The 26,494-nt window shown below is 62.7% G+C and carries 21 protein-coding genes and 1 pseudogene; 10 read left to right on the top strand and 12 right to left on the bottom strand.

The genetic code is table 11. The features are described 5' to 3' along the window. The first annotated feature begins 202 nt into the window (after positions 1-202). The 4 genes from C6558_RS14180 (at position 203) to C6558_RS14165 (ending at position 5,178) form a co-directional block, all read left to right on the top strand. The gene (locus C6558_RS14180) at positions 203-2,290 is read left to right on the top strand and encodes a bifunctional sugar-binding transcriptional regulator/dihydroxyacetone kinase subunit DhaK (RefSeq protein WP_081788964.1); all 2,088 of its coding nucleotides are present in this window, start codon (positions 203-205) and stop codon (positions 2,288-2,290) included. A 57-nt stretch (positions 2,291-2,347) separates the two neighbouring features. After that, positions 2,348-2,995: a dihydroxyacetone kinase subunit DhaL gene (dhaL, locus tag C6558_RS14175; RefSeq protein WP_107027425.1), complete on the top strand. Its 648-nt coding sequence runs from the start codon at positions 2,348-2,350 to the stop codon at positions 2,993-2,995. 337 nt (positions 2,996-3,332) lie between these two features. Next, entirely contained in the window at positions 3,333-4,304 is a 972-nt protein-coding gene (locus tag C6558_RS14170) for a murein L,D-transpeptidase family protein (RefSeq protein WP_025429357.1), read from the top strand. Positions 4,305-4,383: 79 nt separating this feature from the next. Next, the gene (locus C6558_RS14165; protein ID WP_107027424.1) at positions 4,384-5,178 is read left to right on the top strand and encodes a L,D-transpeptidase; all 795 of its coding nucleotides are present in this window, start codon (positions 4,384-4,386) and stop codon (positions 5,176-5,178) included. 48 nt (positions 5,179-5,226) lie between these two features. On the opposite strand, the gene C6558_RS14160 is transcribed toward C6558_RS14165, so the two are convergent. Beyond that, positions 5,227-5,961: a L,D-transpeptidase gene (locus tag C6558_RS14160; RefSeq protein ID WP_107027423.1), complete on the bottom strand. Its 735-nt coding sequence runs from the start codon at positions 5,959-5,961 to the stop codon at positions 5,227-5,229. A 312-nt stretch (positions 5,962-6,273) separates the two neighbouring features. Here C6558_RS14160 and C6558_RS14155 point away from each other — a divergent pair. Further along, positions 6,274-7,381: pseudogene (locus C6558_RS14155) on the top strand (IS110 family transposase). Positions 7,382-7,794: 413 nt separating this feature from the next. On the opposite strand, the gene recX reads toward C6558_RS14155, so the two are convergent. Next, on the bottom strand, positions 7,795-8,307 hold the full coding sequence (gene recX / locus C6558_RS14145) for a recombination regulator RecX (protein WP_057212962.1): 513 nt from the start codon (positions 8,305-8,307) through the stop codon (positions 7,795-7,797). A gap of 406 nt (positions 8,308-8,713) precedes the next feature. On the opposite strand from recX, the gene C6558_RS14140 reads away from it, so the two are divergent. Continuing rightward, entirely contained in the window at positions 8,714-10,780 is a 2,067-nt protein-coding gene (locus tag C6558_RS14140) for an ATP-dependent helicase (protein WP_107027422.1), read from the top strand. A 34-nt stretch (positions 10,781-10,814) separates the two neighbouring features. Then, a complete protein-coding gene (dinB, locus tag C6558_RS14135; protein WP_371412271.1) occupies positions 10,815-11,921 on the top strand; it encodes a DNA polymerase IV in 1,107 nt (368 codons plus the stop codon). A 256-nt stretch (positions 11,922-12,177) separates the two neighbouring features. Here dinB and C6558_RS14130 read toward each other — a convergent pair whose 3' ends face one another. Both C6558_RS14130 and C6558_RS14125 read right to left on the bottom strand, forming a co-directional pair. After that, positions 12,178-13,059, bottom strand: coding sequence for a 3'-5' exonuclease (locus C6558_RS14130; protein ID WP_245449179.1), 882 nt, complete (start codon positions 13,057-13,059; stop codon positions 12,178-12,180). A 286-nt stretch (positions 13,060-13,345) separates the two neighbouring features. After that, on the bottom strand, positions 13,346-13,768 hold the full coding sequence (locus C6558_RS14125; RefSeq protein WP_025429364.1) for a RidA family protein: 423 nt from the start codon (positions 13,766-13,768) through the stop codon (positions 13,346-13,348). A gap of 370 nt (positions 13,769-14,138) precedes the next feature. Between C6558_RS14125 and C6558_RS14120 the strand changes: the two genes are divergently transcribed. After that, complete coding sequence (locus C6558_RS14120; protein WP_107027419.1) at positions 14,139-14,390, top strand: hypothetical protein; 252 nt, start codon at positions 14,139-14,141, stop codon at positions 14,388-14,390. A gap of 109 nt (positions 14,391-14,499) precedes the next feature. Here C6558_RS14120 and C6558_RS14115 read toward each other — a convergent pair whose 3' ends face one another. From C6558_RS14115 to C6558_RS14075, 8 genes are all read right to left on the bottom strand, one after another. Then, positions 14,500-16,185, bottom strand: coding sequence for a Na/Pi cotransporter family protein (locus C6558_RS14115; protein WP_107027418.1), 1,686 nt, complete (start codon positions 16,183-16,185; stop codon positions 14,500-14,502). A 29-nt stretch (positions 16,186-16,214) separates the two neighbouring features. Then, on the bottom strand, positions 16,215-16,820 hold the full coding sequence (locus C6558_RS14110; protein ID WP_107027417.1) for a histidine phosphatase family protein: 606 nt from the start codon (positions 16,818-16,820) through the stop codon (positions 16,215-16,217). After that, entirely contained in the window at positions 16,817-17,917 is a 1,101-nt protein-coding gene (locus tag C6558_RS14105) for an ABC transporter ATP-binding protein (protein ID WP_107027416.1), read from the bottom strand. Before C6558_RS14105 ends, C6558_RS14110 begins: the two co-directional genes overlap by 4 nt. After that, a complete protein-coding gene (locus C6558_RS14100) occupies positions 17,914-19,662 on the bottom strand; it encodes an iron ABC transporter permease (RefSeq protein ID WP_245449175.1) in 1,749 nt (582 codons plus the stop codon). Before C6558_RS14100 ends, C6558_RS14105 begins: the two co-directional genes overlap by 4 nt. 54 nt (positions 19,663-19,716) lie before the next feature. Beyond that, positions 19,717-20,835 (bottom strand): ABC transporter substrate-binding protein, encoded by a 1,119-nt coding sequence (locus tag C6558_RS14095; protein ID WP_025429370.1) that lies wholly within the window; start codon positions 20,833-20,835, stop codon positions 19,717-19,719. Positions 20,836-20,862: 27 nt separating this feature from the next. Further along, positions 20,863-21,699 carry a MurR/RpiR family transcriptional regulator gene (locus C6558_RS14090; protein WP_082571696.1) on the bottom strand — a complete coding sequence of 279 codons (837 nt, stop codon included), beginning with the start codon at positions 21,697-21,699 and terminating at the stop codon, positions 20,863-20,865. A 597-nt stretch (positions 21,700-22,296) separates the two neighbouring features. Then, positions 22,297-23,151, bottom strand: a complete 855-nt coding sequence (locus tag C6558_RS14080) for a MurR/RpiR family transcriptional regulator (RefSeq protein WP_025429372.1) — start codon at positions 23,149-23,151, stop codon at positions 22,297-22,299. Positions 23,152-23,251: 100 nt separating this feature from the next. Beyond that, a complete protein-coding gene (locus tag C6558_RS14075) occupies positions 23,252-24,331 on the bottom strand; it encodes a spermidine/putrescine ABC transporter substrate-binding protein (protein WP_025429373.1) in 1,080 nt (359 codons plus the stop codon). A gap of 166 nt (positions 24,332-24,497) precedes the next feature. On the opposite strand from C6558_RS14075, the gene C6558_RS14070 reads away from it, so the two are divergent. Then, entirely contained in the window at positions 24,498-25,589 is a 1,092-nt protein-coding gene (locus C6558_RS14070; protein WP_057222803.1) for an ABC transporter ATP-binding protein, read from the top strand. Between the two features lies 1 nt (position 25,590). Beyond that, entirely contained in the window at positions 25,591-26,490 is a 900-nt protein-coding gene (locus C6558_RS14065) for an ABC transporter permease (RefSeq protein ID WP_057209942.1), read from the top strand. The last annotated feature ends 4 nt before the right edge of the window (positions 26,491-26,494 follow it).

Here is a 26,494-nt window from a genome sequence, read left to right as displayed (position 1 = left end):
ACAGCGGGATCGCACACCGCGACGACAGTCATACCAGCTGCTGGTGCCGGCCGGCACAGATGGCTGAATGCGCGACATTCCAAATCTACTGTATAAACCTGCACTTCGATCAGACCCGACCTAAGGAACGGTGCAGTAAGGTTGCAAAAGCACGACGTTGCTTCCATGTTCACCAACCAAAACAGGGAACGAACGCAACCAGATGACATCGAAGACATCCTCACCACGCAAGGGCGGTGCGAGCAGGAGCGGCGCGACCGATACGTCGGACGCCATCCCCCTGCGCTATGGTGACGATCCCTATGTCTGGGCCTGCTGGCTCTACTACGAAGACGGAATGACCCAGGGCGAGATCGCCGATGCGATGGGCGTCTCGCGTGCGACCGTCAACAGCTACCTCGCCGAAGCCCGGGAAAAGGGCATCGTCAACATCTCGCTCGAGCCGGCGCGTCTTGCGTCGCTCACGATCGCCCAGGAACTCAAGCGCCATTTCGGCCTCGCCGACTGTCTCGTCGTTCCAAGCGACGACAACGCCCGGCCGCTGATCGACCGGCTCGGCGTGGCCGGCGCAATGGCGTTGCAGAAGCTGGTGAAATCCGGCGACACGCTGGCGGTCTCCTGGGGACGCACGGTGATGTCGGTGGGCGAGCATGCCGATGTGCATGCGCTCCAGGACGCGACCGTGGTGCAGGCGACCGGCGGCACGACGGCGGCGTTCTCCTATACGCCGGAGCTCTGCGCCGCTTCGATCGCCCGTGCGATCTCTGCGCGCTGCGTCGGCATAACCGCGCCGGCGATCGTCAAGTCGCCGGAATTGCGGCAGATGCTGCTCGACGAGCCGCTGCTGCAGGAACAATTCGCCACGCTGGCACAGGCGAACCGCATCCTCTTCGGCATCTCGTCGCTGCGCCCTAACTCGACCATCCATACCAGCGGTTTCTTCGAATCGGTCTCGCTGCAACACTATCTCGCAGCCGGCGCCGTCGGCGTCGTCGCCGGACGGTTCATCGACGAGCGCGGACGGCCCGTCGCGGGACCACTCGACGACAGGACAGTTGGGATTTCGCTCGACATGCTACGCCGGATCGGCACGCGCATTGCCGTTGCCGGCGGCTTCGACAAGGTTCCGGCGCTGCTTGCGGCGCTGCGCGGTGGTTACGCCAACGTGCTGATTACCGACGCGGCGACCGGTCACGGCATCCTCAGGGCAGACGGCGTCACCGGCCTCGACACGAGGATCTCGCAGCGGCCGAAGCTTGCCCAGACGCCCAGCTCCTACCGCACCCACGTCAAGAAGTTCCTCAACAACCCCAATGAGGTTGTCGAGGAGATGCTCGACGGCGTCGTCAGGGCACACCGGGACTATATCGAGCCGATCAACGGTTCGCATCGCGCGCTCGTTGCCAAGACCGGACCGCGGCCGGGCAAGGTCGGCCTCGTCATCGGCGGCGGCACCGGCCATGAACCCTGTTTCCTCGGTTATGTCGGCAAGGGCCTCGCCGACGCCGTGGCGGTCGGCAACATCTTCTCCTCGCCGCCGCCTGATCCGATCGTCCAATGTGCGGTTGCCGCATCGGGCGGCGAGGGCGTGCTTTTCGTCTATGGCAACTACGCCGGTGACGTGATGAACTTCGAGATGGCAGCCGAGATCGCCGAGGAAAAGGGCATCAAGGTCCGTACCGTCCTGACCACGGACGATATCGCCTCCTCGCCGATCGAGGATCGCGAGGGTCGGCGCGGCGTTGCCGGCAATTTCTTCATCTTCAAGATCGCCGGTGCGGCCTGCGATCGGGGACTTTCGCTCGACGCCTGCGAGGCCGTGACCAGGAAGGCCAACCTTCGCACCTATACGGTCGGCGTTGCGCTCGAGCCCTGCTCGATGCCGCAGACCCGACGCCACAATTTCGAGATCGGCCCCGACGACATGGAAATCGGCATGGGCATCCACGGCGAGCCCGGCGTGACCCGCGAGCACATCAAGCCGGCCGACGACATCACCGATGCGATCATGGACAACATCTTCAAGGAGATGAAAGCTTCGGCCGGAGATCGTGTCGCCGTGCTCATCAATTCGTTCGGCGCGACGCCGCTGATGGAACTCTACATCCTTTACCGGCGGGTTGCGCAGCGCCTTGCCGCCAAGAACATAGAGATTGAAGCCAACTGGATCGGCCATTATTGCACGTCTCTCGATATGGTCGGTGCATCGATCTCGATCCTCCATCTCGACCAGGAACTGACCGATCTGCTGCATCACCCTTGCGAAACGGCTTTCCTGCGTATCAATTAGCATCCCGTCAGGGACCCATGGTCAAGCATGGGTACCGGGCGTTCTGGGAGGACAGTGATGTCGGAAAGTGCGGCGCGCCGCTTGGTCAGCATGTTTCAGGCGATCTCCGAGGCTGTCGAAGCCGAAAAGGATCATCTGTCGGAACTCGACGGCGCCATCGGCGATGCCGATCACGGCACGACGATGTCACTCGGCTTCCTGGCGGTGAAGGCCGAACTGGCCAAGCTCGACCTCGACCATGCCCAGATCTCCGACGTCATGGCGACGGCGGCGGGCGCTTTCCTCAATGCCGTCGGCGCCTCGACCGGACCGCTCTATGCCACGGCCTTTCGCCGCGCCGCACAAGCCGTCGCCGGCAAGACGGAGCTCGATCTCGCCACCTGCGCCGCCATCATCGATGCCATGGGTTCGGGGATGCGCGAGCGCGGCAAGGGGCAACGCGGCGACAAGACGATGCTCGACGCCTGGCTGCCGGCAGCCGATGCCGCCGCAGCAGCGCTTGCAGACAACAAGGGAGCTGACGGTTTCTGGCGAGACGTTGTCGCCTCGGCCGAGGCCGGCGCCAATGCGACGCGCTCGATGATCGCTACAAAGGGACGCGCCGCAAGGGTGCGCGAGCGCTCGCTTGGCCATGTCGATCCCGGAGCCGCCTCGTCCGTCGTGATCCTGCGCGCCATGGCATCTTCGCTCAACAGAGCGGCCTAGCGCGCGGGCGCCGACCAACAGCCGCGAAACCAGGTTCGGGAGTAGCGCGAACCTGCGTTCGCGAGTAACGCGCACGTGATGCCGCTGTTTGGACAAAATTTACCATCACATGCCAAGGCTGGTGAGCAGTGGGGATGTCCGGCGTTCAAGTTTTATTGAACTGCCGACAGACGAAAGCCAGCGGCAAGCGCTTGCAGCTAAAGCCGCTAGAGGTTTTATGGTCCGGTCGCCATTTCAAGGAGCCCGCATGCGGCGCATAACGAGACACCTTCTTTCCCTTTCGCCCGCAAACGCCGGCGAATTCCTGGGCAAGACGAAGCCCGCCCTGCGCGCCGCCATGGCCGCGACGATCGCCATCGCCCTTTCCGGCTGCATGTCGGCCTTTGACGAAGTTCGTGCGCCCCCGCCGATCCCGGCGAAGCTGATCGGCGCCATGGCCAAGAACGGCTCCAAGCCGGAAAGCCCGGTGCTCGTTCGCATCTTCAAGCAGGAAAGCGAACTCGAGATCTGGAAACAGAACAAATCCGGGCAGTATGCGCTCCTCAAAACCTATCCGATGTGCCGTTGGTCTGGAAAGCTCGGGCCGAAGACCAAGGCGGGCGACCGCCAGGCGCCGGAAGGGTTTTACCACGTGTCCGCCCGCATGCTGAATCCGAAGTCGCAATTCTATCTGTCGTTCAATCTCGGCTACCCCAACCGGCTCGAGCAGGCTCTCGGCTACACCGGTGAGGCGCTGATGGTGCATGGTGCCTGTTCGTCATCCGGTTGCTACGCGCTGACGGACCAGGGGGTCGGAGAAATCTATCCCGTCGTCCAGCGCGCGCTTGCCGGCGGTCAGGGGCAATTCCAGGTGCAGGCCTATCCGTTCCGCATGACGGCAACGAATATGGCGCGGAACAGCGGTGACCCGAACTTCAATTTCTGGAAGAACATCAAACAAGGCTACGACATTTTTGAAGCGACGAAGCGCCAGCCGAAGGTTTCGGTCTGTGGCGGTCGTTACGTCTTCAACACCGACTTTGCCAACGGCGAGCCGACCGACCCGCTTGGCGCCTGCCCTGCGACCACGGCAACATCGGACGCCGGGCTGATGGCAAGGCTGCAAACGGAAGACGCCAAGGTCGCGGGCATGGTCGCCAATCAGACGCCCGCTCCGGTGAATTCCTATGTCGATGGCGGCATGCATCCAAGCTTCCGGACGCTGCTTGAGAAAAACGGCGCTGAAAAGCTGGCCGCCAAGATCTCGGGAACTAAATACCCCATTAGCCGACCGGACGCGGCGCTGGCAGATCCCTATGCCGGCCTGTGATCGGTGGCGGCGGGAGATGAGCAGCGCTAGATGCGTCATTCCCCCGGTGGTCACCGAACACAGGTAATCGAGGTTCCCCATGCCGCAACGTGACGTCTGTCGCCGATCCTTCCTCAAGCTTTCCGCCGGCATGGCGGTGCTCGGTTTGGCGGGGTGCGGCTCGACGCGCGAGCGGGTTTCGCAGCAATACGCCCCGGCGCCGGAACCAGTGCCGGCCGCCAACACCGTGCTCTCCGAGATGTATGGCGAACGGCCGGGAGAAACCTATCCTCTGCCGGCGATCCCTTACGAAAAGATCGACCCGCGATATTACAGGCAGATGGTGCCCGATCCGACGGGCGAGCGGCCCGGCACTTTGGTTGTCGATGTCGGCAACCATTTCCTCTATCGCGTCTATGAGAACGGCCAGGCGATGCGCTACGGCGTCGGCCTCGGCCGGGCCGGCTTCGCCTGGGCCGGTCGCGGCGTCATCCAGTACAAGCGGCCTTGGCCGCGCTGGAAACCGCCGAACGAAATGGTCGCACGCCAGCCGGAACTGCAGCAGTACAGCATCGAGGCCGGCGGCATGGAGCCGGGGTTGAAGAACCCGCTTGGCGCCCGCGCGATGTATATCTTCCAGAACGGGGAAGATACGCTTTACCGCATCCATGGCTCCCCGGAATGGTGGACCATCGGCCAGTCGGTGTCGTCGGGGTGCGTGCGCATGATCAACCAGGACGTCGTCGATCTCTATGACCGCGTGCCGAACGGCACGCCGGTCGTGGTGACGGATCTGTCGGGCGGCGGAATGGCGGCGCAAACACCGGCCCAGCCGCAGGACAATCTCCTGCCCGGCGAAGGCGGCATCCCCGGCGCACCCCCGCCGATTTATTAGGACCGGCGATGTCGACTGTGGGAGCGCTCCCACAGTCGACGGCTGGCCTCAGATGACGAGCAGCGGCGTCTTTCCCCGGACGCGATTATAGAGATCGATCGCGTCCTGTTGCAGCATCCGCACGCAGCCGGCCGAAGCGTTCTTGCCGATCGAGCGCCACTGCGGCGACCCATGGATCCGGTAGAGCGTATCCTGGCCATCCTGGAAGATATACATCGCCCGCGCGCCGAGCGGATTGCTGAGGCCCGGATCCATGCCGCCCGCCTCGATGCCATATTTCTTCAGGTGCGGCTGGCGCGCGACCATGTCGTCCGGCACCGTCCAACGCGGCCACTTGCGCTTCCAGTGCACGACCGCCCTGCCCTTCCAGGCGCGTCCCTGTGCGCCAAGACCGACGCCATAGCGGATCGCCTTGCCGCCGGGCAGCACCCAGTAGAGGAACATCTTCTGCGTATCGACGACGATCGAATAGGCCGGCTCGTTGGTCGCATAGGCGACCTCCTGCCGCAGGAATTCCGGCTTTATCGCATCGAACTGCACCCCCGGAACATCATAGCCCTCGTCCTTTACCGGACCGTAGATCTGGGCGTAATCGAGCTTCGGCGCCGGCTCATCCTTGCGCTCAAGCTCGATCGGGGCCTTCTCTGGCGGGGTGATGACGCCCTTGCTGGTCTTGTCGGCGGCATTTGGCTCGAGACCGGGCTTGGGGACCTGTGTGCAGGCGCTCAAAATAGAGCTTGCGACCACTGCAAGCAGTGATCGGCGGGACAATTGAAAAGACACTTTTTTATTCCGGGTTGGATGTATGCGAGGAGAGAGTTGTGGCTGTTGGTCCCATTCGTGACCGAAATGTGGTCAAAGCCAATCTCTTTGGTGGATGATCCTCGCCAGTCGCTCGCCGCCAACTGAGTGTTGCAAAATTCACCCGGTCGGGCGCGAGCGGGGAGTCAACTTGACGGCAGACGGAAGCGGCAAGTCGCGTTCAGCCTAGACTAAATGTTCGCCTGGGGACTGGGTGACCCGTCTCACAATATGCAGGTATCGAGGGTTGCGTGAGTTATCCTCGCACAGAGCCTCATGCATAGGAGACGGGCCATGGAAGAGACTACCACATATGTCGGATTGGATGTTCACAAGGAAACGATTTCGGTCGCGCTTGCTGAAGGCGGTAAGCGCGGTGACGTGCGCGCGTTTGGCCAGATCGTCAACACACCAACGGCCTTGGCCCGCATGCTGGCCAAGCTTTCGCAGTCGGGCCGGACGCTGAAGTTTTGCTACGAAGCCGGACCTTGCGGCTACGGCATTCAGCGGCAACTGTCTGCCGCTGGCCATCACTGCGTAGTCGTGGCCCCGTCTTTGATCCCTCGAAAGCCAGGCGATCGCATCAAGACGGACCGCCGGGATGCCAACAATTTGGCAAGGCTTCATCGCGCTGGTGAACTGAGCGCCGTCTGGATCCCCGATCCCGCCCATGAGGCGATGCGCGATCTGGTGCGGGCACGCCTGGCTGCCGTGCGCAGCCTGCGACAGGCGCGCCAGCAGCTCAGCGGATTCCTCCTGCGCCATGGCTGCCATTATGGCCGTCCAGCCTGGACGCAGATGCACCGCCGCTGGCTGGCCGGTCTTCGCTTCGCGCAACCGGCCCACCACATTGTGCTTGAGGATCATATCGCGACGGTCGAGGCTGCTACGGACGGACCGGCGCGATCGGCTGACGAAGCAAATCGAGATGATGTTGAGCGATTGGTCATTGGCCCCGGTCGTCCATGCACTGCAATCACTGCGCGGCATGGCTCTGGTGACCGCAGCAACGATGATTGCCGAATTGGGTGATATCAGTCGCTTTGCCAATCCGCGTCAGCTGATGGCCTATCTGGGGCTCGTACCATCGGAGCATTCGAGCGGCGGCACTCGACGCCAGGGCGGAATTACAAAAGCGGGGAACGGAACTGCACGTCGCATGTTGATCGAGGCGGCCTGGAGCTACCGGTTTCCCGCAAGGGTGAGCCGCGAACAATTGCTGCGCCAGGAGCAGCTCCCAAAAACGATCCGCGACACGGCGTGGAAAGCGCAGGAGCGGCTCTGCGGCCGCTACCGCAAGCTCACCAGGGCCGGAAAGCCGGCCACGACCGTAACCACGGCGATCGCGCGCGAACTATCGGGCTTCGTCTGGGCGATTGCCTGCCAGGTCTCACCGCGTTGAACGCCGCCAAAGTGTAGATTAGCGAGGAGGAGAAGAGCCGATCAGAAAGCCATGTGCACCTGGGCAAGGCTGGGGGCACGGTCACGGCAGGAGAACCCTCGTTTCGACTATCAGCCGGTTTAATTCCGACGCTGCCAACTAGACTGAGGACGCTCCGCGACGCATCAGGTCCGGCGGTAACCAACCCGCGCATCAGAGCATGATCAACCGTCGTTCATTGACCGTGCCTCCTGCTTTCCCCAGGACGCACTCATACGAAACACGACGTCCGAGAAAATCGGGCGGGAGAATTTCTATTCCTGCGACTTGAAAAGGCGAACCGCGCAAAAGTGCGCAGCGGTTTTGCGATGACGACATGCACAAAAACAAGAGCTTAAAGCGCAGCAAGCGAACCCTGGAAATCGCGACGCGCTTTAGGTGAAAGCGTCCTTCCGCAGCACACTCTCGGCCTGCTCCGAGCTCATCTCGAACACTTTTCTGCCTATCTCGAACCCGAAACCGTTGCGAGCGAATGCGGACAGCTCCTTGGCCTTGCGCTTGTCGTCGAGCTCGCCGCGGCGGAAGGGGCCGAAAGCGCGCTTGCGAGCAAAGACCACGGCAGCAAACAGATCGTCGGTCTCCTCCAGCGCCACGGCGGCGGTTTCCCTGTCGATGCCCTTCGCCGAAAGCTTCTGCGCAATCGCCCGTTTCGACTTCCCGCTGCGCACCGCCGACTGCGTGCTGAGCTGCGCATAATCCGCGTCGTTCAGGGCATTCAGATCATAGGCGAACTTGACCGCGAACTCGGCAACGGCCTTGAGCTGCTGCTGGCTGATATCCTCGAACTTCTGTCGTGCCTTCCGGGTGATGGCGTCGAACAACTGTTTCTCCGTCATCATCTGTCGTTCGAGGCGATAGACCGCCGAATTGCGCGCCCAAGACAGCATGCGCGCGGTCGGCGCGTCGGAGGGCGGCGTGTCAGAAGACGGATCGTCGGCTTGTAGATCGTTTGATGTCACGGGGTGGGCGGGCTCGTTTGGGATGCGCTTGATGGGCGATATTTCGCCCACAGAGATAGCCGCAAACGTGACGCTTCGGTAGTCGCCACCGGCGGGATTGATTGCGGTAACGCTAGCCCGGCATTTTGCGACCGGAAACCGATGGGCATTTCAGCCATTGCCAACCGGGCCTTTGCAATGTGATCCCCGGCTGATATGTTCCTAATTCGTTCCCCGTCGTGAATCTCTCATATCGAGCGCGGGGATGCCTCGGCGTCGCCCGCAGGGCCGGGCAATCGGTGCCGGCGCTGGGCGCAAGGGGTAGAATCGGCAGGAACTTACCGGGGACTTCGGCGTGGCGGCGGCCTATCTGGAAAAATTGAATGATCGACAGCGCGATGCCGTCGAATTTGGCGTAACCGCACCGGGCGAAACGATTGCAGGGCCACTCCTGATCATCGCCGGCGCCGGGTCGGGCAAAACGAATACGCTCGCCCATCGTGTTGCCCACCTCATCGTCAACGGCGCCGACCCCCGCCGCATCCTGCTGATGACGTTTTCACGCCGCGCCGCCAACGAAATGGCGCGACGGGTCGAGCGCATCTGCGCCCAGGTACTTGGGGCAAACGCCACTGTTGCCACCGACGCGCTCACCTGGGCCGGAACATTCCACGGCATCGGAGCGCGCCTGCTGCGCATCTATGCCGAGCAGATCGGATTGAATGTCGATTTCACGATCCATGACCGGGAAGACAGTGCCGACCTGATGAACCTTGTCCGGCATGAGCTCGGCCTCTCGAAGACCGAGACCCGGTTCCCGACCAAGGGCACCTGCCTGTCGATCTATTCTCGTGCCGTCAACTCCGAGACGCCGCTGAGCGAGGTCTTGCGCGCGCATTATCCCTGGGTCGGAGGTTGGGAGGAGCAGTTGAAGCAGCTGTTTTCCTGTTATGTCGAGGCAAAGCAGACGCAGAACGTGCTCGATTACGACGACCTGCTGCTCTACTGGGCGCAGACCGTCAGCGAGCCGGAACTGGCCGAGGACATCGGCAACCGTTTCGACCATGTGCTGGTCGACGAATATCAGGATACCAACCGTTTTCAATCATCCGTGCTGATGGCGTTGAAGCCAGGCGGCAGGGGCCTGACGGTCGTGGGCGACGATGCCCAGTCGATCTATTCGTTCCGGGCAGCGACAGTGCGCAACATCCTGGATTTTCCGGGCGAGTTCACCCCTCCGGCCGACGTCATCACGCTTGATCGAAACTATCGCTCCACCCAGACGATCCTTGCCGCCGCCAACGGCGTCATCGATCTCGCCCGGGAACGCTTCACCAAGAACCTCTGGACCGAGCGGCAGTCTGCGGAAAGGCCCAAGCTGCTGGCGGTCGCCGATGAGGCCGACCAGGCACGCTATATCGTCGAGAAGGTTCTGGAGAACCGGGAAATAGGCATGACGCTGAAGCAGCAGGCGGTGCTGTTTCGCTCATCGAACCACAGCGGGCCGCTCGAGGTGGAGCTGACCCGGCGCAATATCCCCTTCGTGAAATTCGGCGGGCTGAAGTTTCTCGACAGCGCCCATGTCAAGGACATGCTGGCGGTACTCAGGTTTGCGCAAAACCCGCGGGACCGGGTCGCCGGCTTTCGCCTGCTGCACATGATCCCCGGTGTCGGCCCGCAGACGGCCGGCAAGATCCTTGACGCGATCGCCGCCGCCCCGGAACCTCTGGCAGCCCTCGGGGAGATCCCCGCCCCGCCGCGTTCCGGCGACAACTGGCGGGATTTCGTCACCCTGATCGAGGGGCTACGCAAACAGGCAGGCGGCTGGCCGGATGAAATTGCCCAGGCACGCGAATGGTACGAGCCGCATCTCGACCGCATCCACGAGGATGCCGACACCAGAAAGGCCGACCTCCTGCAACTGGAGCAGATCGCCGGCGGCTATCCGAGCCGCGAACGCTTCCTCACCGAACTGACGCTCGATCCGCCTGATGCGACCAGCGACCAGGCCGGCGTGCCGCTGCTTGATGAGGACTATCTGATCCTTTCGACGATCCATTCGGCCAAGGGGCAGGAATGGCGCTCGGTCTTCATGCTCAATGTCGTCGACGGCTGCATCCCCTCCGATCTTGGCGTCGGCACCACGCACGAGATCGAAGAGGAACGGCGGCTGCTCTACGTCGGCATGACACGGGCAAAGGACAGCCTGACGCTGATCACCCCACAGCGGTTCTTCACGAGCGGCCAGCATGCGCAGGGCGATCGCCACGTCTACGCCTCGCGCACGCGGTTCATTCCGGCAACGCTCCTGCAGTTCTTCGAGACGGCATCCTGGCCGGTGGTCAGCGCCTCAGCGTCCGAGCGCAGCGCCAGGCAGATCCGCATCGATGTCGGCGCGCGCATGCGGACCATGTGGAAGTAAGGAGCGGCACGTGGCCGAGCCTAGCGACACCGTGATCGGAAGACAGACTACAGCCGATGCGTCGGGAACGCAGCGGCAGCGCAAGATCATCCATATCGATATGGACGCCTTCTATGCTTCGGTCGAACAGCGCGACAATCCGGAGCTGCGCGGCAAGCCGGTGGCTGTCGGCGGCGCGGCTGCGCGAGGTGTCGTTGCCGCCGCAAGTTACGAGGCACGCAAGTTCGGCGTCCATTCCGCCATGCCATCCGTCACTGCGAAGCGAAAATGCCCCGATCTCATCTTCGTCAAGCCGCGCTTCGACGTCTATCGCGCCGTGTCGCAGCAGATCCGCGAGATTTTTGCCGAATATACGCCTGTCATCGAACCCCTGTCGCTCGATGAGGCCTATCTCGACGTGACCGACAATCTGAAGGGCATGGAGATCGCGACCGAGATCGCCGAGGAGATCCGCGCGAAGATCAAGGCAACGACGAACCTGACGGCCTCGGCCGGCGTCAGCTACAACAAGTTCCTCGCCAAGATGGCGAGCGACCAGCGAAAGCCGGACGGGCTGTTCGTCATCACGCCCAAGAACGGACCGGCATTCGTCGAGGCGCTTCCGGTGAAAAAGTTCCATGGCGTCGGGCCGGCGACGGCCGAGCGGATGAAGCGGCTGGGCATCGAAACCGGCTTCGACCTGCGGCAACAGACCCTGGCCTTCCTGCAGGAGCATTTCGGCAAATCCGGCCCGTACTTCTACGGCATCGCCCGCGGCATTGACGAGCGACGGGTGCAGCCCGACCGGGTGCGCAAATCGGTTGGTGCGGAAGACACATTCGTCGAGGATATTTTCGAGTTCGAACCGGCATGTGCCGAGTTGCTGCCATTGGCCGACAAGGTCTGGCGATACTGCGAGGCGCAGGGCATGAGCGGCAAGACGGTGACCGTCAAGGTGAAGTACTCGGACTTTACCCAGGCGACACGCAGCAAGACGCTCGGCGCACCAGTTGCAGGAGCGTCCGAGATGCTTGAGGTGGCCGTTTCGCTGCTGGCATCGGTCCACCCGTTCAAGCGCGGCGTGCGCCTGCTTGGGGTCACGCTGTCGTCGCTCAACGGCAATGAGGAAGAAGCCCGCCCGCAGCTGGAGCTTTCTTTCTGACGATCAGGCCATGCCAAAAGAAAAAGCCTGCCGCGGGAGGAGGTGCGGCAGGCTTTTAAAGGGATTGAATGGCAACCGGGAGGAGGAGTGTCGCCATTCCGGCAAGCGCTCGTTGGGAGGAGGAGAAAGCGCTTGCACACTCGAAGTCCTGCGGGAGGAGATGCATCGCTTCGATGAGTTGACTATAGAAGAAACCTACCGATTTCGTAGATCTGACTTCGCAGACCAGCCATGCGTGGAGCGCCGGTCAAGCGGCTCAGCGCGCCTTGAAGCGGTCGAAGGCTGTCAGCCGCACCGTCGGCGGATCGGCCTCGTTCCAGCGATAGATTTCGGTTCTGAGGTAGCGCAGCTCCTCGTCCAGCCCCTCTTCGCCGATCTCGATCCACCAGGATTTTGGGCGCCCATCGCTGCCGTCGGACCAGCGATAGCCGCGGCCCTTCAGGTGGTCCTTCATTTCGAAGGGGCTGTTTTCCGCATAGAGGCGAACGCGTGATCGCTGGCTTGCCGCGTAGAGCTCGGCAAAAGGTGTCTCTTGCGTATCATGGGCTGGGCCCGCAATCACCTCGAGCAGGGCAAAACAATCGTCGACGGCGCGGTGGCCGTCGTGGAAATATCCCGCCTGGCCGATGAGGTAGCCGAGCTTCGTGCCCTCGAAGCCGCGGTCGCTCCAGCCGATCTCGGAGACCGAGCAGGCCCAGGCCTTCTTCTCGAAGATCGGCGAAAAAGCTTCGCAAAACGGCCGGTCGAACCCGGCATTGTGGGCGATGATCAGATCGGCGCGCTCAATGATCGCCTGAAGCCGGGCAACATCGATGGTTTCGCCGGCGACCATTTCGTCGGTAATGCCGGTGATGCGCGTGATCTCGGCTGGAATGGAGCCGCTCGGCTGCCGCAGACCGCCATAGACGTCGATCACGTCGCCGATGGCCCCGTGAGCGTCAAAGGTGAACGCAATGACGCCGATCTCGATGATCTCGTCCTTGCGATGGTTGAGGCCGGTGGTCTCGGTGTCGAGGATGACGCCGACGAGCGGAAACTCGGCGCGCGGCGCGGCCACGACGGGGCGCGGCTCCAGCTTTTGCAGAACGCGGTAGCGACCCGTCGCCTCCAGATGATCGACCATGGCGCCGGCGCTCATGCCGGCAGCCGCGCGTGAGGACGCGCGCTTGGAGCGTGCGCCCTTCTCGTCCGGATCGGACGAAACAAACATGTCGTATTGCAATGCCATCAGCCCTTCTCCCGGAACTTTTGGCGAAAGGGAAGACCGAGCGCCTATCGCGCCATCACTTTCCCCCACTGTCAACAACCTGTGGCGAGCGGGCCGGATTTAACCCGGGAAAACCTGTGAGCGGACCGCCAAGCGGCAAGATCTCGGCCCGGAAGGGTCGAACGGGCGCCACTCACGGCGCCCGCGATGGTTCCGGTTAGCCGAGCGCGGCAACAGCCTCGATCTCGAACAGCATCCCGTCAAGCGCCAACCGCGGCACCGGGATCAGTGTGCATGTGGGTTTTGCGCCCTCACCCAGCGCCGCTTCCATTTCAGCGCCGAAGATATGCAACCGTTCTTCGGAGTGGTCGACGATCAGCACCGTCAGCTTGACGATGTCGCTTGTATCAGCGCCCGCGGCACCAAGCGCGGTGCGCAGATTGGCGAGCGCCTGGCGGACCTGCAGTCGGAAATCCGGATCGAGAGCCCCTTGCACGTCCTCGCCTCCCTGGCCGGCGACAAAGACCAGCCGCACGCCCGCCGGGACCAGGCCGACATGGGAGTAACCATTGACCGATGCATCATAAAGCCCAGGAGGATTGAAAAGGCGAATAGGCGATTTTGTAGTTGTAGACGACATTTTTTGCTTTCCGTTGTTGCACGACGAAGCCGTGGAAACGCCGTATGGAGGATCGCCGACGTTGTGGGTCGGCGTGCCGGACAGCGCGTTCAGGCTCCATATCGTTTTGACGATCCAGCAATGCTTCCCGTGACGCGGGCGAGTGGATTTCTTTTTAGGCTGCGAGCGTTCGCATTTAGACACAGGCGGTCACGGGTGCCGGATCCCGCACGACGCGATGATTGAACTGCTTGCGTTCGAACAGGGCAGATCGGGTAGCTTCTTGCCCAACCCGACGACGGCCTTGATTGCTTTAACAGCAATGGCGTAGCTAGGCAGTCGGTTCGACAAATCGGTCCAACCGTCTCCGCATCACAGCGAAAGGTGCCCCATGAACGAAGAACCGAAAATCGTCCTGTCCCCGCTCTCGCAGGAGTTCTCCCGCGACAGCATCACTGTGACCGTCGAAATCTCCCGGATCGAGGACGGCAACGAGTGGGCGCTGGAAGTCATCGATACCCAGGGCATGTCGACACGCTGGGAGGATCTCTTCGCAACGGATGCCGCAGCGCTCGCCGAATTTCTCAGCGCCGTCGAGCAGGATGGCATGTCCGTGTTCGTGATGCCTTCGGCGCTGCACTGACGAGCTACCATATTTTCCGGCTCCGGGCCGAACGGCGCCACGACCGATAAAGTGACCGGCGCCGCTCCCGGGTCGAACCTCCCGCCATTGAAAGCGCCCGGGGCGACTTTCACGCCAGCCGCTCGCTGAGGGCAGACGTGCGAAGACGGGTGGTGTTCAACAGGCCGGCCGCCTGGATCAGCGGGTAAGCCGCGGCCGCTATGTGCGAATTGATCCGGTGCAGGTCACCAATAAGATCGATGAACAGAGCATTGCTTCTAAGACTGACGCCCTTTTCCATGCCTTCCCGGCCGAGATGCTCATTGATCGCGCGCTCCTCGAGCGCGCGGAAGCGATCTTTCTGGGATGCCAGGCGGGCGGCAGCGCCGACGTCGCGCGACGAAAGAACCACCGGCACAAGGCGTAATGACACCGCGACCTCGTCGCAGAGCATATCGAGGGCCTCGCGCTGGCTCGGCGCCAACTGGATGTCCTGCTTGATCTTTGCCCGGATGCGGTCGGCGAGGTTGAGCTTGATCACATCACCCGCATGTTCGAGATTGCTGGCAAAAAGCATGATCTCAAAAGCGCGGCGCGTATCGCCACCCGACAGTTCGCCCTGGGCCAGCCGGCCGAGATAGGCATGGACCGACCCCATGTAGGTGCCGAGCTTGAAATCGATGGCGTTGACCTCCTTCAATGTCTCCAACCGACTGGACGACAACGCCGTGAGCGACATCTTGAACATGCGCTCCAGCAGTTCGCTCATCCGGATCGTCTCGATCGTGGCATTGGAAAGCGCGACGGCCGGCGTCGTCAACGAAGCGCTGTCGAGATAGCGCGGTGTGGCCAAGGGATCATCGGCGGCCGAAGCATTGGGGATCAACCGGTCGACGAAGCGCACGACGACAGGGGAGATCGGCAGGAACACGGCGGCGACCGTCAAGTTGAACGCCGCATGGAGTCCGACCGCGACATGCAAGGGGTCCAGCGGCACACCGGCGGCAGCATCGACGATCTGTCGCGCCAACGGCAGCAGCGCGATTGCCAGAAGGCCGCGGCAAAGCAGATTGGCGACTGGGAGCCTTCGGGCGACAGATGGCTGGTCGAGGGTCGCGCTGACGGCCGGCAGGCCGCCGCCGAAATTGACGCCGAGGATCAGGGGCACGGCGCCGGCCACTTCCAGACTGCCATTGGTCAGCAGCGAAGCGATTAACAAGATGACCGCGAGCGTCGAATGGCAGAACCAGGCGAGACCGGCGCCGACGAGGAAACCGAGCACCGGCTCGTTGGCGATCGCGGCGAGAACGTCGTGAAACAGCGTCGCCTCGCGCAGCGGAGCGGTCGCCGAAACGATGACCTTCAGTGCCAGCAACATGAGGCCGAGCCCCATCATGATGCGGCCGGCGTTTCGCGGGCGAAACTCGTTCGACGCTCCGAAGGTGAGATAGCCGGCAAACAGGAAAAGCGGCGCCAGCGTCGTTGCCAGCGATGAGCCCGATGCGAAAAGGCCGGATACGAGCGCCGAGCCGATATCGGCACCGAGGAGAACCGCAAGGCCCGTCGTCGCCCCGATCGCACCGGCACCAGCCAGGCCAGCGATAATGAGGGCCATGGCCGTGGCGCTGCCGAGAACAGCGGTGGCGGCGATGCCGCCACCGAATGCTGTCAGCCGGTTGGACAGGCGCTGTTCGACGAACCGCTGCAGCCGATCGCCCCATCCCCGCATGACGCCGGTTCTAACCATCCGCACACCCCAGAGCAGGAGCGCGACGCCGCCGAGCAGCTCCACAATGACAAACGTTCCGGAATTCATGTCCAGCAAGGTCCTTCCGCTCGAAGCGATCAATCGGCGACGGAAATGTCGGGAGCGACAGATCCGATGTTGTAGCCTTCGAGCTGGGCTGCAGATCGGTCCGGCATGGGAAAATTCAGGATGGTTGCCGTGCCGGGGGTAACCGGAACGACGCGCGAGGGCGGCAGGTCCAGAAACTCGTGGCAGGCTGCGCGAATGACCCCGCCATGGGCGACCACCAGCAGGTCGCCATCCGTGCGCGACATCCAGTCACGAACCCCGTCAGCAACGCGATTGCGAAAGGCGATCCAGGTTTCGGCATTGGCGGGCGTGAAGGTGCCGGCGCGCCAGGCGGTGTAGTCCCCCGGACGTTCGGCGATCAGCTCCGGCTTGCGACGCCCCGTCCATTCGCCCATGTCGAGCTCGCGAAACCGCTCGTCGGACGGCGCGTCCGGATGTCCGATCAGCGCAACGGTCTGCCGCGTCCGGCCGAGATCCGATGCGATGATACGGGCGGGCTGCAGCGCCTTGGCATAGGGGCGGAAACGCCGGACCTGGGCAACGCCGCGTTCAGACAGCAGCGAGTTGTCCTGGCCCTGCAGCCGTTGTTCGGCGTTCCACTCGGTTTCGCCATGGCGCATGAGGATCAGCCTCATTGATTTATCCTTTCTCCGCTGACGGCAAAGACAGCGTCAGGGGTCCTGATGAATGACAGTGTGACGGCGTCCCCGGGCATTCCGCTGAAGTAACCCTCCGCCATGCCGGTGATGCGCAGATCGCCGAGCATGGCGGTGACCATCGTGCGTCCGGCGATCGGTGCTGCCTCGGCAAACCGCGCGGTGACCGACGGTTTGTCCGGCACCGCGCCGACGCAGACGTCCTCGGCCCGATAGAGAAGCTGCACCTCTGGATGGCCAGCGGCGATCGAGCCCGACACCAGTGGCGTTTCATTGAACACGAAAGTCTCTCCCACCCGGCGCGCCGGTAAGAGGTTGGCCGGCGGCGTGCCGAGAAAGGTGGCGACGAAGGTCGTTGCCGGGTTGCGCAGCAACTCGATCGGCTTGCCGAACTGCTCGACACGACCATTGTTGAGCACGGCCACATGCGTAGCCATGGTCATCGCCTCCACCTGATCGTGGGTGACATAAACAGACGTGGCGCCCGTTGCCCGGTGGATGCGCATCAATTCGCTGCGCATCTCGATGCGCAGCTTGGCATCGAGGTTCGACAGCGGCTCGTCGAACAGCAGGATGCTGGGTTCGGGCGCGATCGTGCGGGCGATTGCCACTCGCTGCTGCTGGCCGCCGGAGATTTCCGCTGGATAACGTTCGGCAAGGGCACCAATGCCAAGTAGGGCAAGCACCTCCTTGACGCGGCGGTCGCGTCTTTCGCGCGGCCATCGCGCGACCTTCAACGGCCAGGCAATGTTGCCGGCGACGGTCATATGCGGCCAAAGGGCGTAGCTCTGGAAGACGAGGCCGGCGTTGCGGCGGCCGGCGTCGGCGATGACGCCTCCCGCACCACTGGAGACCGTCTGGCCGACAAAGGCGATCTCGCCTTCGCTCGGGCCTTCCAGGCCCGCCAGCATGCGCAGCAATGTCGACTTGCCGCAGCCGGAGGGGCCGACGAGTACCAGGAACGAGCCGGCCGGGACCGAGATGTTGACATCCTTGACCGCCGTGAAGGCGCCAAATCGTTTGACGAGGTTGCGGATCTCTATGGCGTCCGCAGCGCCGGTTGCTAAGGCGTTCATGACTCTTTCCATTTCTGGACGCGGTTCTGGAGGGCGTGGGCCAGAAACGAGGCCGCAAGGCAGACAATAAGGATGACGAGGGTGATGGCGTTGGCGAACTGCATGAAGCCCTCGGCGGCATAACGATAGGCGACCATGCTGAGTACGGGCGACGTCGCGGTAAATAGCAGCACGACCAGCGAGAGATCGCGCACCATCTTGACGAAGACGAGGATCGCACCGGCAAACAGGCCGCGGATCGCCAGCGGGAAGATGATCGCAAACAGCCGCCGGAGCAGGCCGGCCCCGGTCAGCCGCGCGCTTTCCTCGATATCGGCGGAGATCTGACCGAGAACCGAGCGGCCGGACTGCACGGCAAAGGGCAGATTGTGGGCAGAGGCCGCGATCACCAGCAACGCGAAGGTGCCGTAAAGCGAAGGCAGCGGACCAATCGGCGCACCGAAGAGGGCGATATAGGCGGCCGCAAAGGCAATGCTCGGCACCAGAAGCGGAATGAAGGCAAGCTGGCTGAGGATCGTGGCGAGCAGACTGCCGCGGCGCTGGACGATGGTATAGGCGAGCGCGAGGCCAAGCAGCATCGTCGTCAGCGCGACGACAAGGCCGAGGCGGATGGTATTCCAGATCGCGTCGATCAGCACGGGATTGCGGAAGATGCCCGCCTGCCCCTGGGCAATTTCGCCGCCACCTTCGCCGATCCAGAAATGCAGCGTCCAGTTCGAAAACAGGGCCCCGCTTTGAGGCGCAAGGCTTGAGGCCGCAAGCACCAGGACCGGCGTCACCGTGGTCAGAAGACCGACGAGCACGGCGACGGCAAAGAGCGGCCAGCGCCAGGCGCCAAGGGGAAACCGTTTCGTGCGTCCGCCCTTGCCGGTGACCGTGATGAAGGCCTTGCGGCCGGAGACGATGCGGTCCGATATCCACAGGAACAGTGCGGAAACGGCGATCAGCAACAGCGCAAGCACGAAGCCGCGCTCGTTCTGGCCGGTTTCGATCATGCCGAAGAGGCGGGTCGAAAGCGTCTGCATGCGCACCGGCAATCCCAGGAGCGCAGGTGCGGCGAAATTGGCAACGGCGCCGGCGAAGGTAAGCGAAGCGGCAGCGATCAGCGCCGGCGTGACGACGGGCAGGATGATGCCGAAGAAGATACGCGGACGCTTCGCACCAGCCATCTGACCGGCTTCAACGAGATCGGCGCCGACCGAACTCAGGGCCGCTGCGATAATCGTATAGGCCAGCGAATAATAGTGGGCGATCAGCACGATCGCGGTCGGCACCAGCCCCCAGGCGAGCCAGTCGGGAATGGCAAGGCCATTGGTTTCGAAGAAGCCGGCGGAGCCGCCGAGCCGTGAGTTTCGAAACAGCGTCCCCCAGGCAAGCGCCGCGGCGAAGCTCGGGATCATGTAGGGCAAGGTCCCCATCAGTCCGAGCAGGCGACGTCCCGGCACGTCGGTCAGGACCACCAGCCAGGCCAGAAACCCGCCGAGGATAAGACAGCCGCTGGCGACCCCGAAGCCGAGGACCATGGTGTTGACCAGGGGGCGCCACCAAAGATTGAAGGACAGCGGGCTGAAGAGCACCGCCTGCCAGGCCCCGATGCCTGCAGGGGTGAGCGTCGACAGAAGGATGCGCACAAGCGGCGCCACCACCAGGATGGCGACGATGGCAACGAGGATTGCCGGCATGACGAAGCCTGATCGGAGCAGCCGGCGACCGCCCGATGGCGCGAAGGTCGATATGAATGTCATTTGCGAACCTCGGCATTTGCCGGCGCAGCCTAAGTTGCGCCGGCAATAAGCCCGTTACTGAAGCGTGATGATGAGATCGGAGACGCGCCCACGGGCAGCGGCGGTCTTTGCCGGGTCGATGGTCCAGGCCTTCAGCTCGCCGAGTTTGACGGAGTCCGGATGGTGGGCGATGGTCGTGCGCGTGGCATAGTCGCCGGGAACGTTGAACGGCTCGAAGCCGGCACCTCCCGTCGGCGTGTCGTCGCCGAACATGAAGTCGATCAGCAACCGGGCGGCGGCCGGATGCGGCGCCTTTTCGGCAATCGTCAGAACGGCCGGAAACAGGATGCCGTTGGCGGGCTCGACATTGTTGGCGACTTGCAGTGCCCAGCCTTCCTTCTCATTGTCACGCCGGTCCGAATAGGTGCCGAAGCCGACGGGAGGGTTCTTGGCAGTGGCATCGCCGACGGACTTGTTGAGCACGTCGCTATTGGGGACGAGGATCAGGTCGTTGGCAAAGAGGTCCTTGATGAACTGCTCGCCGGCGCCCTGAAGATCGGCATCAACGGCAATGTCCTTGCCGAACTGCGCCTTGTAGGCCGCGGCCATCTCATCCGGATGGAGCGCAATCTCCGTCAGGAGGTCGAGCAGTTCGCCGCGCTGGCTCGGATCGACCATCAGCACCTTGCCCTGCCACTCCGGCTGGGTCAGCTGCCACAGGTTGGTAACCGGTGAACCCCCGGGAAAGGCTTTCTCGTTGTACATCAGCACCTTGGTCGAAAGACGCTGGGTGAGCAGCGGCCCCTTGTAGCGATCGTCGATCTGGGCGGCGACGCGCGGCGGCACATAGTTGACGATGCGCTTGGCTTCGAGAAGCTTGCTGAAGACGACGGGCGTGTCGGCGATATAGAGCACGTCGACCGCATGAACGCCTGCCTGCTGCTCTGCCTCCAGACGCGCGATCTGCTTTGTCGAGCTCATGTCGAGGCCGATCAGGTCGACGCCCGGATAGGCCTCCTCGAAGGCTTTCTCGATCTTGGCGATCCGGCTCGACAACGAAAAGACGGTGACGCTGCCTTCCTTCTGCGCAAGCGGCAGCAGTTGTTCGGGCGTCATGCTATCCAGATCTGTCGCCATTGCTGCCGTGGGCAGCACGACACAGGCCGCAAGTGCGGACTTCATCAGTCGCTTCAACATGGTTTCCTCCTCCATTTTCCCCAGTCAATCGAAGTCGTTGAACAGCTCCGACAGTTTCTCCAGCCTGCCGATCACCTCACGCTCATGCCTGCCGGCGATCGTCAGGACGATGCCGTTGACGATGGCAAACGGGATGGTCGGAGTCTGAAACTCGCTTCCCGAACGCCCCCGCGGCGCCGCCAGCATCAGATCCGCAACCGGCTCCATCAGCGGGCCGGCAAGGTCCGAAATCAAAATCGTTCGCGCGCCGACGCGCCGGGCATGCTGCACCAGCGGCGCATAGCTTTGCGGCTGCTTGCGAAAGGCGAGCGCAATGACGACGTCGCTCTTGTCCATGCTGACCATGCGCTCGGCGATGTCCCGGCCGCGGCCGGTGAGCGCGATCGTCGTCATGCCGAACCGGTCGAGGCGGCGCTGCAGGAAGCCGGCGACGGACTGCGCATGCCCCTGGCCGAATACGAACACCCGGCGCCCTTCGAAGATCATGTCGGCAGCCAGGTCCACATCACTTTGCGGCACCGAGCGCGCGAGCGTTTCCAGGGCTGAAATCTCTGCGGCAATCAGATCGGTCAGATAATCGCCGTGCTCGACCTTGGCGACCGAGCGGCGCATGCGGGTCGCGGCATCCTGATCATCAAGCACCTCGCGCTGCAGCTGTGCGCGCAGATCCGGAAAGCCGCGGTAACCCAATTTCTGCGCCAGACGGGTGACCGTCGCCTCATGAACACTGGCCCGCTGCGACAGCTGCGGGCCGGACAGAAAGGCAGCCTCCGCCCGGTTGTCGAGCATCGTGGCGATCAGCTTTTGATCGGCCTCGGTCAGCCTTTTCGATTGTGCCTTTATGCGATCAATGAGTGTCATGGCGCTCTACAAGTTTCTTTGCATGACGCATCGTTCAAGCAAATCAACTTGCAGTCAAGGCAACGCCCGCAAGAATCTTTGCAAGAGCCTGCAAAGCAAGGAGCGGCACTTGAGAAACAGTCGATTTTCGGGGGTTTCCCGACAATATAAGGCGAATTTCGGACCAAAAATGACACCGGACTGCCGCTTCCGACAGGGCCGGACGCAATCCCGAAAAATCTTTGCAAAGGTCCGCAAAGGCATTGGCACCGTCATGCCTTCAGTGAAAATGCTCCGGGCGCCGTTCTTGGTAGGTAGGTCATGGAAGTGAACCTGCGCAATGCGCTTGCCATTTCAGCGGCGGCGATATCGCCATCCTGTTCCAGAGCAAGATCTCGCTCATCCTCTGGGTTCTCGCGATCGCGATGGCCGTGCTGCCGCTTGTCGCGGGAAGGCGTTCAAGGTCTCGGGCGCTGGCACATGCCGCCAGCGCCCGAGATGCCTAAAAACGGTCACCTGCTGGTCGCTTCAACACGCGATGGCGGCCAGCACTGAAAACCTCGCGGGAAGCAGGAACATCACTGACGACGGCGTCAACAAGCCACCCCTTCGCACCGTTCAGGCCTCGAAATCGCCGAACACATCCTGCAGCCGCGTCAGCATGCCGACCCGTTCGCTGACCTCGTCACCCAGGACGACGATGATGTTGCTGAGCATCAGGTCCATGACGGCAATAGTCGTGGCAGCACCATCCCACAGGGGGCCATGCGAGCCCGGGACCACAAGGCAGATATCCGACACCTCTGCTGCCCAGGGGCAATATTCGTCGGTATAGAGGATGACCTTGACGCCGGCCCGGCGCGCTTCCATTGCGAGCGGCTTCGCCTTGGCCGCAAAGCGGCGCACATCGTGCAGGAAAAGCACGCGGCCTTCCACCGAACCGTCGAGCAGTTCCGAATAGGTGCCGTTCAGACCGTCGACGAACTGCACCCGCGGGCGGGTATAGGAGAGCTGGCTGGCAAAATACTGGGCGATGCCGCGCACGTTCTGATAGGCGGCGACATAGACTTCGCTGGCGCCAATCAGCGCATCGATCGCCTGCTGCCATTCCGGCGAGGTGGTCAGCTCGTAGACCATTCCGAGATTGTTGATCTGCTCCTGGATCAAGCCTGCAAGCAGCTTGCCCTCGCGAATGTCTTCGCGCAGCCGGTCGACCGGTCCTTTCACCTGCCAGGCCGGATTGGAGCTGCCGCGCCGCAGTTCGTGCTTCAACTGGTCGAGGCCGTCGAAGCCCATGCGCCGGAGGTAGCGCCCGACGGTCATCGGCGACAGTTCGAGACGACTGGCGATCGACTTTGCCGTTTCGAACGGGATTTCCGCCAGATTGCGCTCGATGTAATGGGCAATCAGCTTGTCGGATTTCGACCGCCTGAGTTCCTCGCTCTGCACGAGCTTCAGGATTCGTTGTGCCACGTCCCCTCCCCGGAGATACTTCCGCCCGCTGACAGCGCCGCGCGCGCTGTAACGCTTTCAACTTGCTGCAGGCGGGCGGAATTGCCGATCTTTGCCGCCTTTACTGCGCCGTCTTCACCTTGGTCCAGACACGATCGAGCTGGCGCACGCCGGAGCCCAGGTCCTCGAAGATCTGGAGCCTTTGCATCGTTTCGGGCGTCGGATTGATCTCCTTGCTATTCTTGATCTGGTCGGGGGTCAATTGCCGCGCCGGCACGTTGGCGGTGCCGTTGGTCTGCTGGGAGACGTTGAGTGCTGCCACTTCCGGACGGGTGTAGAACTGCAGGAACTTAATGGCGTTATCCTTGTTCGGCGCGGTCTTCAGGACGCAGATATCCTCCTGGTACATGGTCGCGCCTTCCTCGGGGATCACGTAGCCAAGGTCCTTCTGGTTGGCAAAGACGTCGACCATCGCGCCGACGAAGAAATGACCGGCGGCGACGTCGCCGGACTGCACCATCGGCCGGGTATCGTAGGTGAAGGCAGCGACGTCAGGTTTCATCGCGATGATCGTATCGGCCGCCTGCTGCAGCTCGGCGGGGTCGGTCGAGTTGACCTTGTGGCCGTTGAGGATCAAGCCCACGGCCAGAACCTCGCGCATGTCGTCGAGCAGGGTGAACTTCAGCCCCTTTTCCTTGACGGTCGCAATCAGGTCCTTCCAGCCGACGACGTCCTTGCCCAGGACCTTGCGGTTGTAGACGATGCCGACGGTTCCGAAGGCGTAGGGCAGGCAAAACTCGCCCTTGGGGTCGCTCTTTGCCCTCAGGAACGCCGGGTCGATGTTCTTGAAACCTTCATAGGCATTGATGTCGGTCTTCTCCAGAAGGTCGAGCTTGGACATGATGTCCTGCATGTGCACCGACGGAAAGACGACGTCATAGCCGGTCGCGCCGCCCTGGATCTTCGCCAGCATCTCCTCGTTGGAGGAATAGGTGGAGAGGTTGACCTTGATCTGGGTCTCCTCCTCGAACTTCTTCAGGACCGCCGGATTGATGTATTCGCCCCAGTTGTAGATGTTGAGCTCGGCGGCATGGCCGAGGCCGGTCATGGCGATCAAGGCGGACAGCGAGAATGCGGCGGCCCGTGCGGGGCCGAAGAGTTTGGCCCTGGTCGCCCGGACGACGCGGCTTGCTTTCGTCATAGATAGTCTCCTCTGATGGTTCGTGGGGACTTGCGCCCCCAGGATCGGACCGTTCCCTGGTCCTTGCCGGCTCCGGCTTCTGCGGCCGTTGACACCGATGAGTAAATGGTATCCATATATCCAAAACGCACAAGCGTTATTTAAATAACATTTTGGGGAATGACAGATGCAGGATTCCATTGTCCGGCTGGAGGGGGCGAGTAAAGCCTTCGCCACTCCGGAAGGCGGGAGCGTGACAGCGCTTGATGCCATCGATCTTCAGGTGCGGCGCAACGAGTTCCTCACGCTTCTCGGACCATCCGGATGCGGCAAGACCACGTTGCTGCAGGCGATCAGCGGCTTCGTCGAGCTCGACGGCGGACGCATCCTGATCGACGCGGAGGACATGACCGACAGGCCACCCTATCGCCGCCCCGTCAACACCGTCTTCCAGAACTACGCGCTCTTCCCGCATATGACCGTCGGCGAAAACACAGCCTATGCGCTGGAGGTCGCCGGCGTCGCAAGGGCCAAGCGCCGCGACCAGGTGGCAGCCGCGCTGAAGATGGTGGGCCTTGAGGGCATGGAGGGCCGGCGCCCGCGCCAGCTTTCCGGCGGCCAGCAGCAACGCGTGGCTCTTGCCCGCGCCATCATCGCGCGTCCGAAGTTGCTTTTGCTCGACGAGCCGCTGTCGGCCCTCGACAAGAACCTGCGCCAGGCCATGCAGATCGAGCTGAAGACACTGCAGCACGAGCTCGGCATCTCCTTCATCTTCGTAACGCACGATCAGCAGGAGGCTCTCACCATGTCGGACCGCGTTGCGGTTCTTTCCGGTGGGCGCATCCAGCAACTCGATACGCCACGCGCGATCTACGACCATCCGGTCAACAGTTTCGTCGCCACCTTCATCGGTGCAAGCAATCTCTTCGACGGCCGGATCGATGGCGATCGGTTGATGACCAGCGACGGCACGGAAATCCGCCATCGGCGAACGCCGTCAGCGGCATCGGGTGCAGCGACGGCGCTGATCCGGCCCGAGCAGTTCTTCCTCGCCGATGAAGCCGAGCCCTTTCCCTGTCTCGACATCGACCTGGAAGCCATCGTCTTCGTCGGCTCGACGTTCGAGCTGTTCGGCCGCACACAGGCGGGCAGAAAGATCGTCGCCGAGATCCCCGCCGGCCGTCGCAGCCTGATCGGCGACATCGAGCGGACGCGCCGCGCCCGGCTCGCCTATGACCCGGCAGCCGTACACCTCATTCACCCTTGCGCGGAGGCGTGACATGTCGATCGCCATTCGCCGCCGCGTCCAGCTCGCCGTCCTGCTCGGTCCCGTTTCCCTGTTCCTCGCCGTCTTCTTTCTCGGTCCGCTCGCCATCATGATGGTCACGAGCTTTCTGGCGCCAGGCCTCTACGGTGGCGTGGAATGGACCTTCTACCCGCACAATTTCGGCCGCATCCTCGGCTTTGCAGATCCGATGTTCGAGGATTTCGATCCTGTTTATATCGCCATCTTCATCCGCTCGGTGAAGATCGCCGCACTCACCGTCATTGCCGCTTTGCTGGTCTGCTATCCCGCAGCCTTCTGCATCGCCCGCCTGTCAGAGCGATGGAAGAACTTCTGCCTGTTCCTCATCACCTTGCCCTTCTTCACCAGCCTGATCGTGCGGCTGTTTGTCTGGGTGCTGATCCTGCGCCAGACCGGCCTCGTCAACGAGATGCTGCTGTCGACGGGACTGATCGCCCGGCCGCTGGACCTGATCTATACGGACGGCGCGATCATCCTCGGCATGGTCTATGTCTTCATCCCGTTCATGTTCATGCCTGTTTATGCCAGCGTCGAGAAGCTGGACTGGACGCTGGTGCGTGCCTCGCTCGATCTCGGCGCCGGGCCTATCCGCACATTCTGGCGCATTATCCTACCGCTGACGGCTCCCGGCATTGCCGGCGGCGCGATCATCGTCTTCATTCCGGCGCTCGGCAATTTCGTCGTCCCGGCCATTCTCGGCGGCGCCAAGGTGATGATGCTCGGCAATCTCATCGAGCAGCAGTTCCTGGCCGCCCGCAACTGGCCGTTCGGCTCGGCGCTGGCGATGATGGTCATGAGCGTGATGCTGGTGCTGCTGCTCGTCTATGTGCTCGCGTCTAGCCGCCGCGGCACCGACGCAGCACTTGCTCGCTGAGGTC

Source organism: Ensifer sp. NM-2, assembly GCF_003024455.1.
GTDB lineage: Bacteria > Pseudomonadota > Alphaproteobacteria > Rhizobiales > Rhizobiaceae > Ensifer > Ensifer canadensis.
Note: the sequence above shows the minus strand (reverse complement) of the source record. Positions and strands in the feature narration are given on the sequence as shown.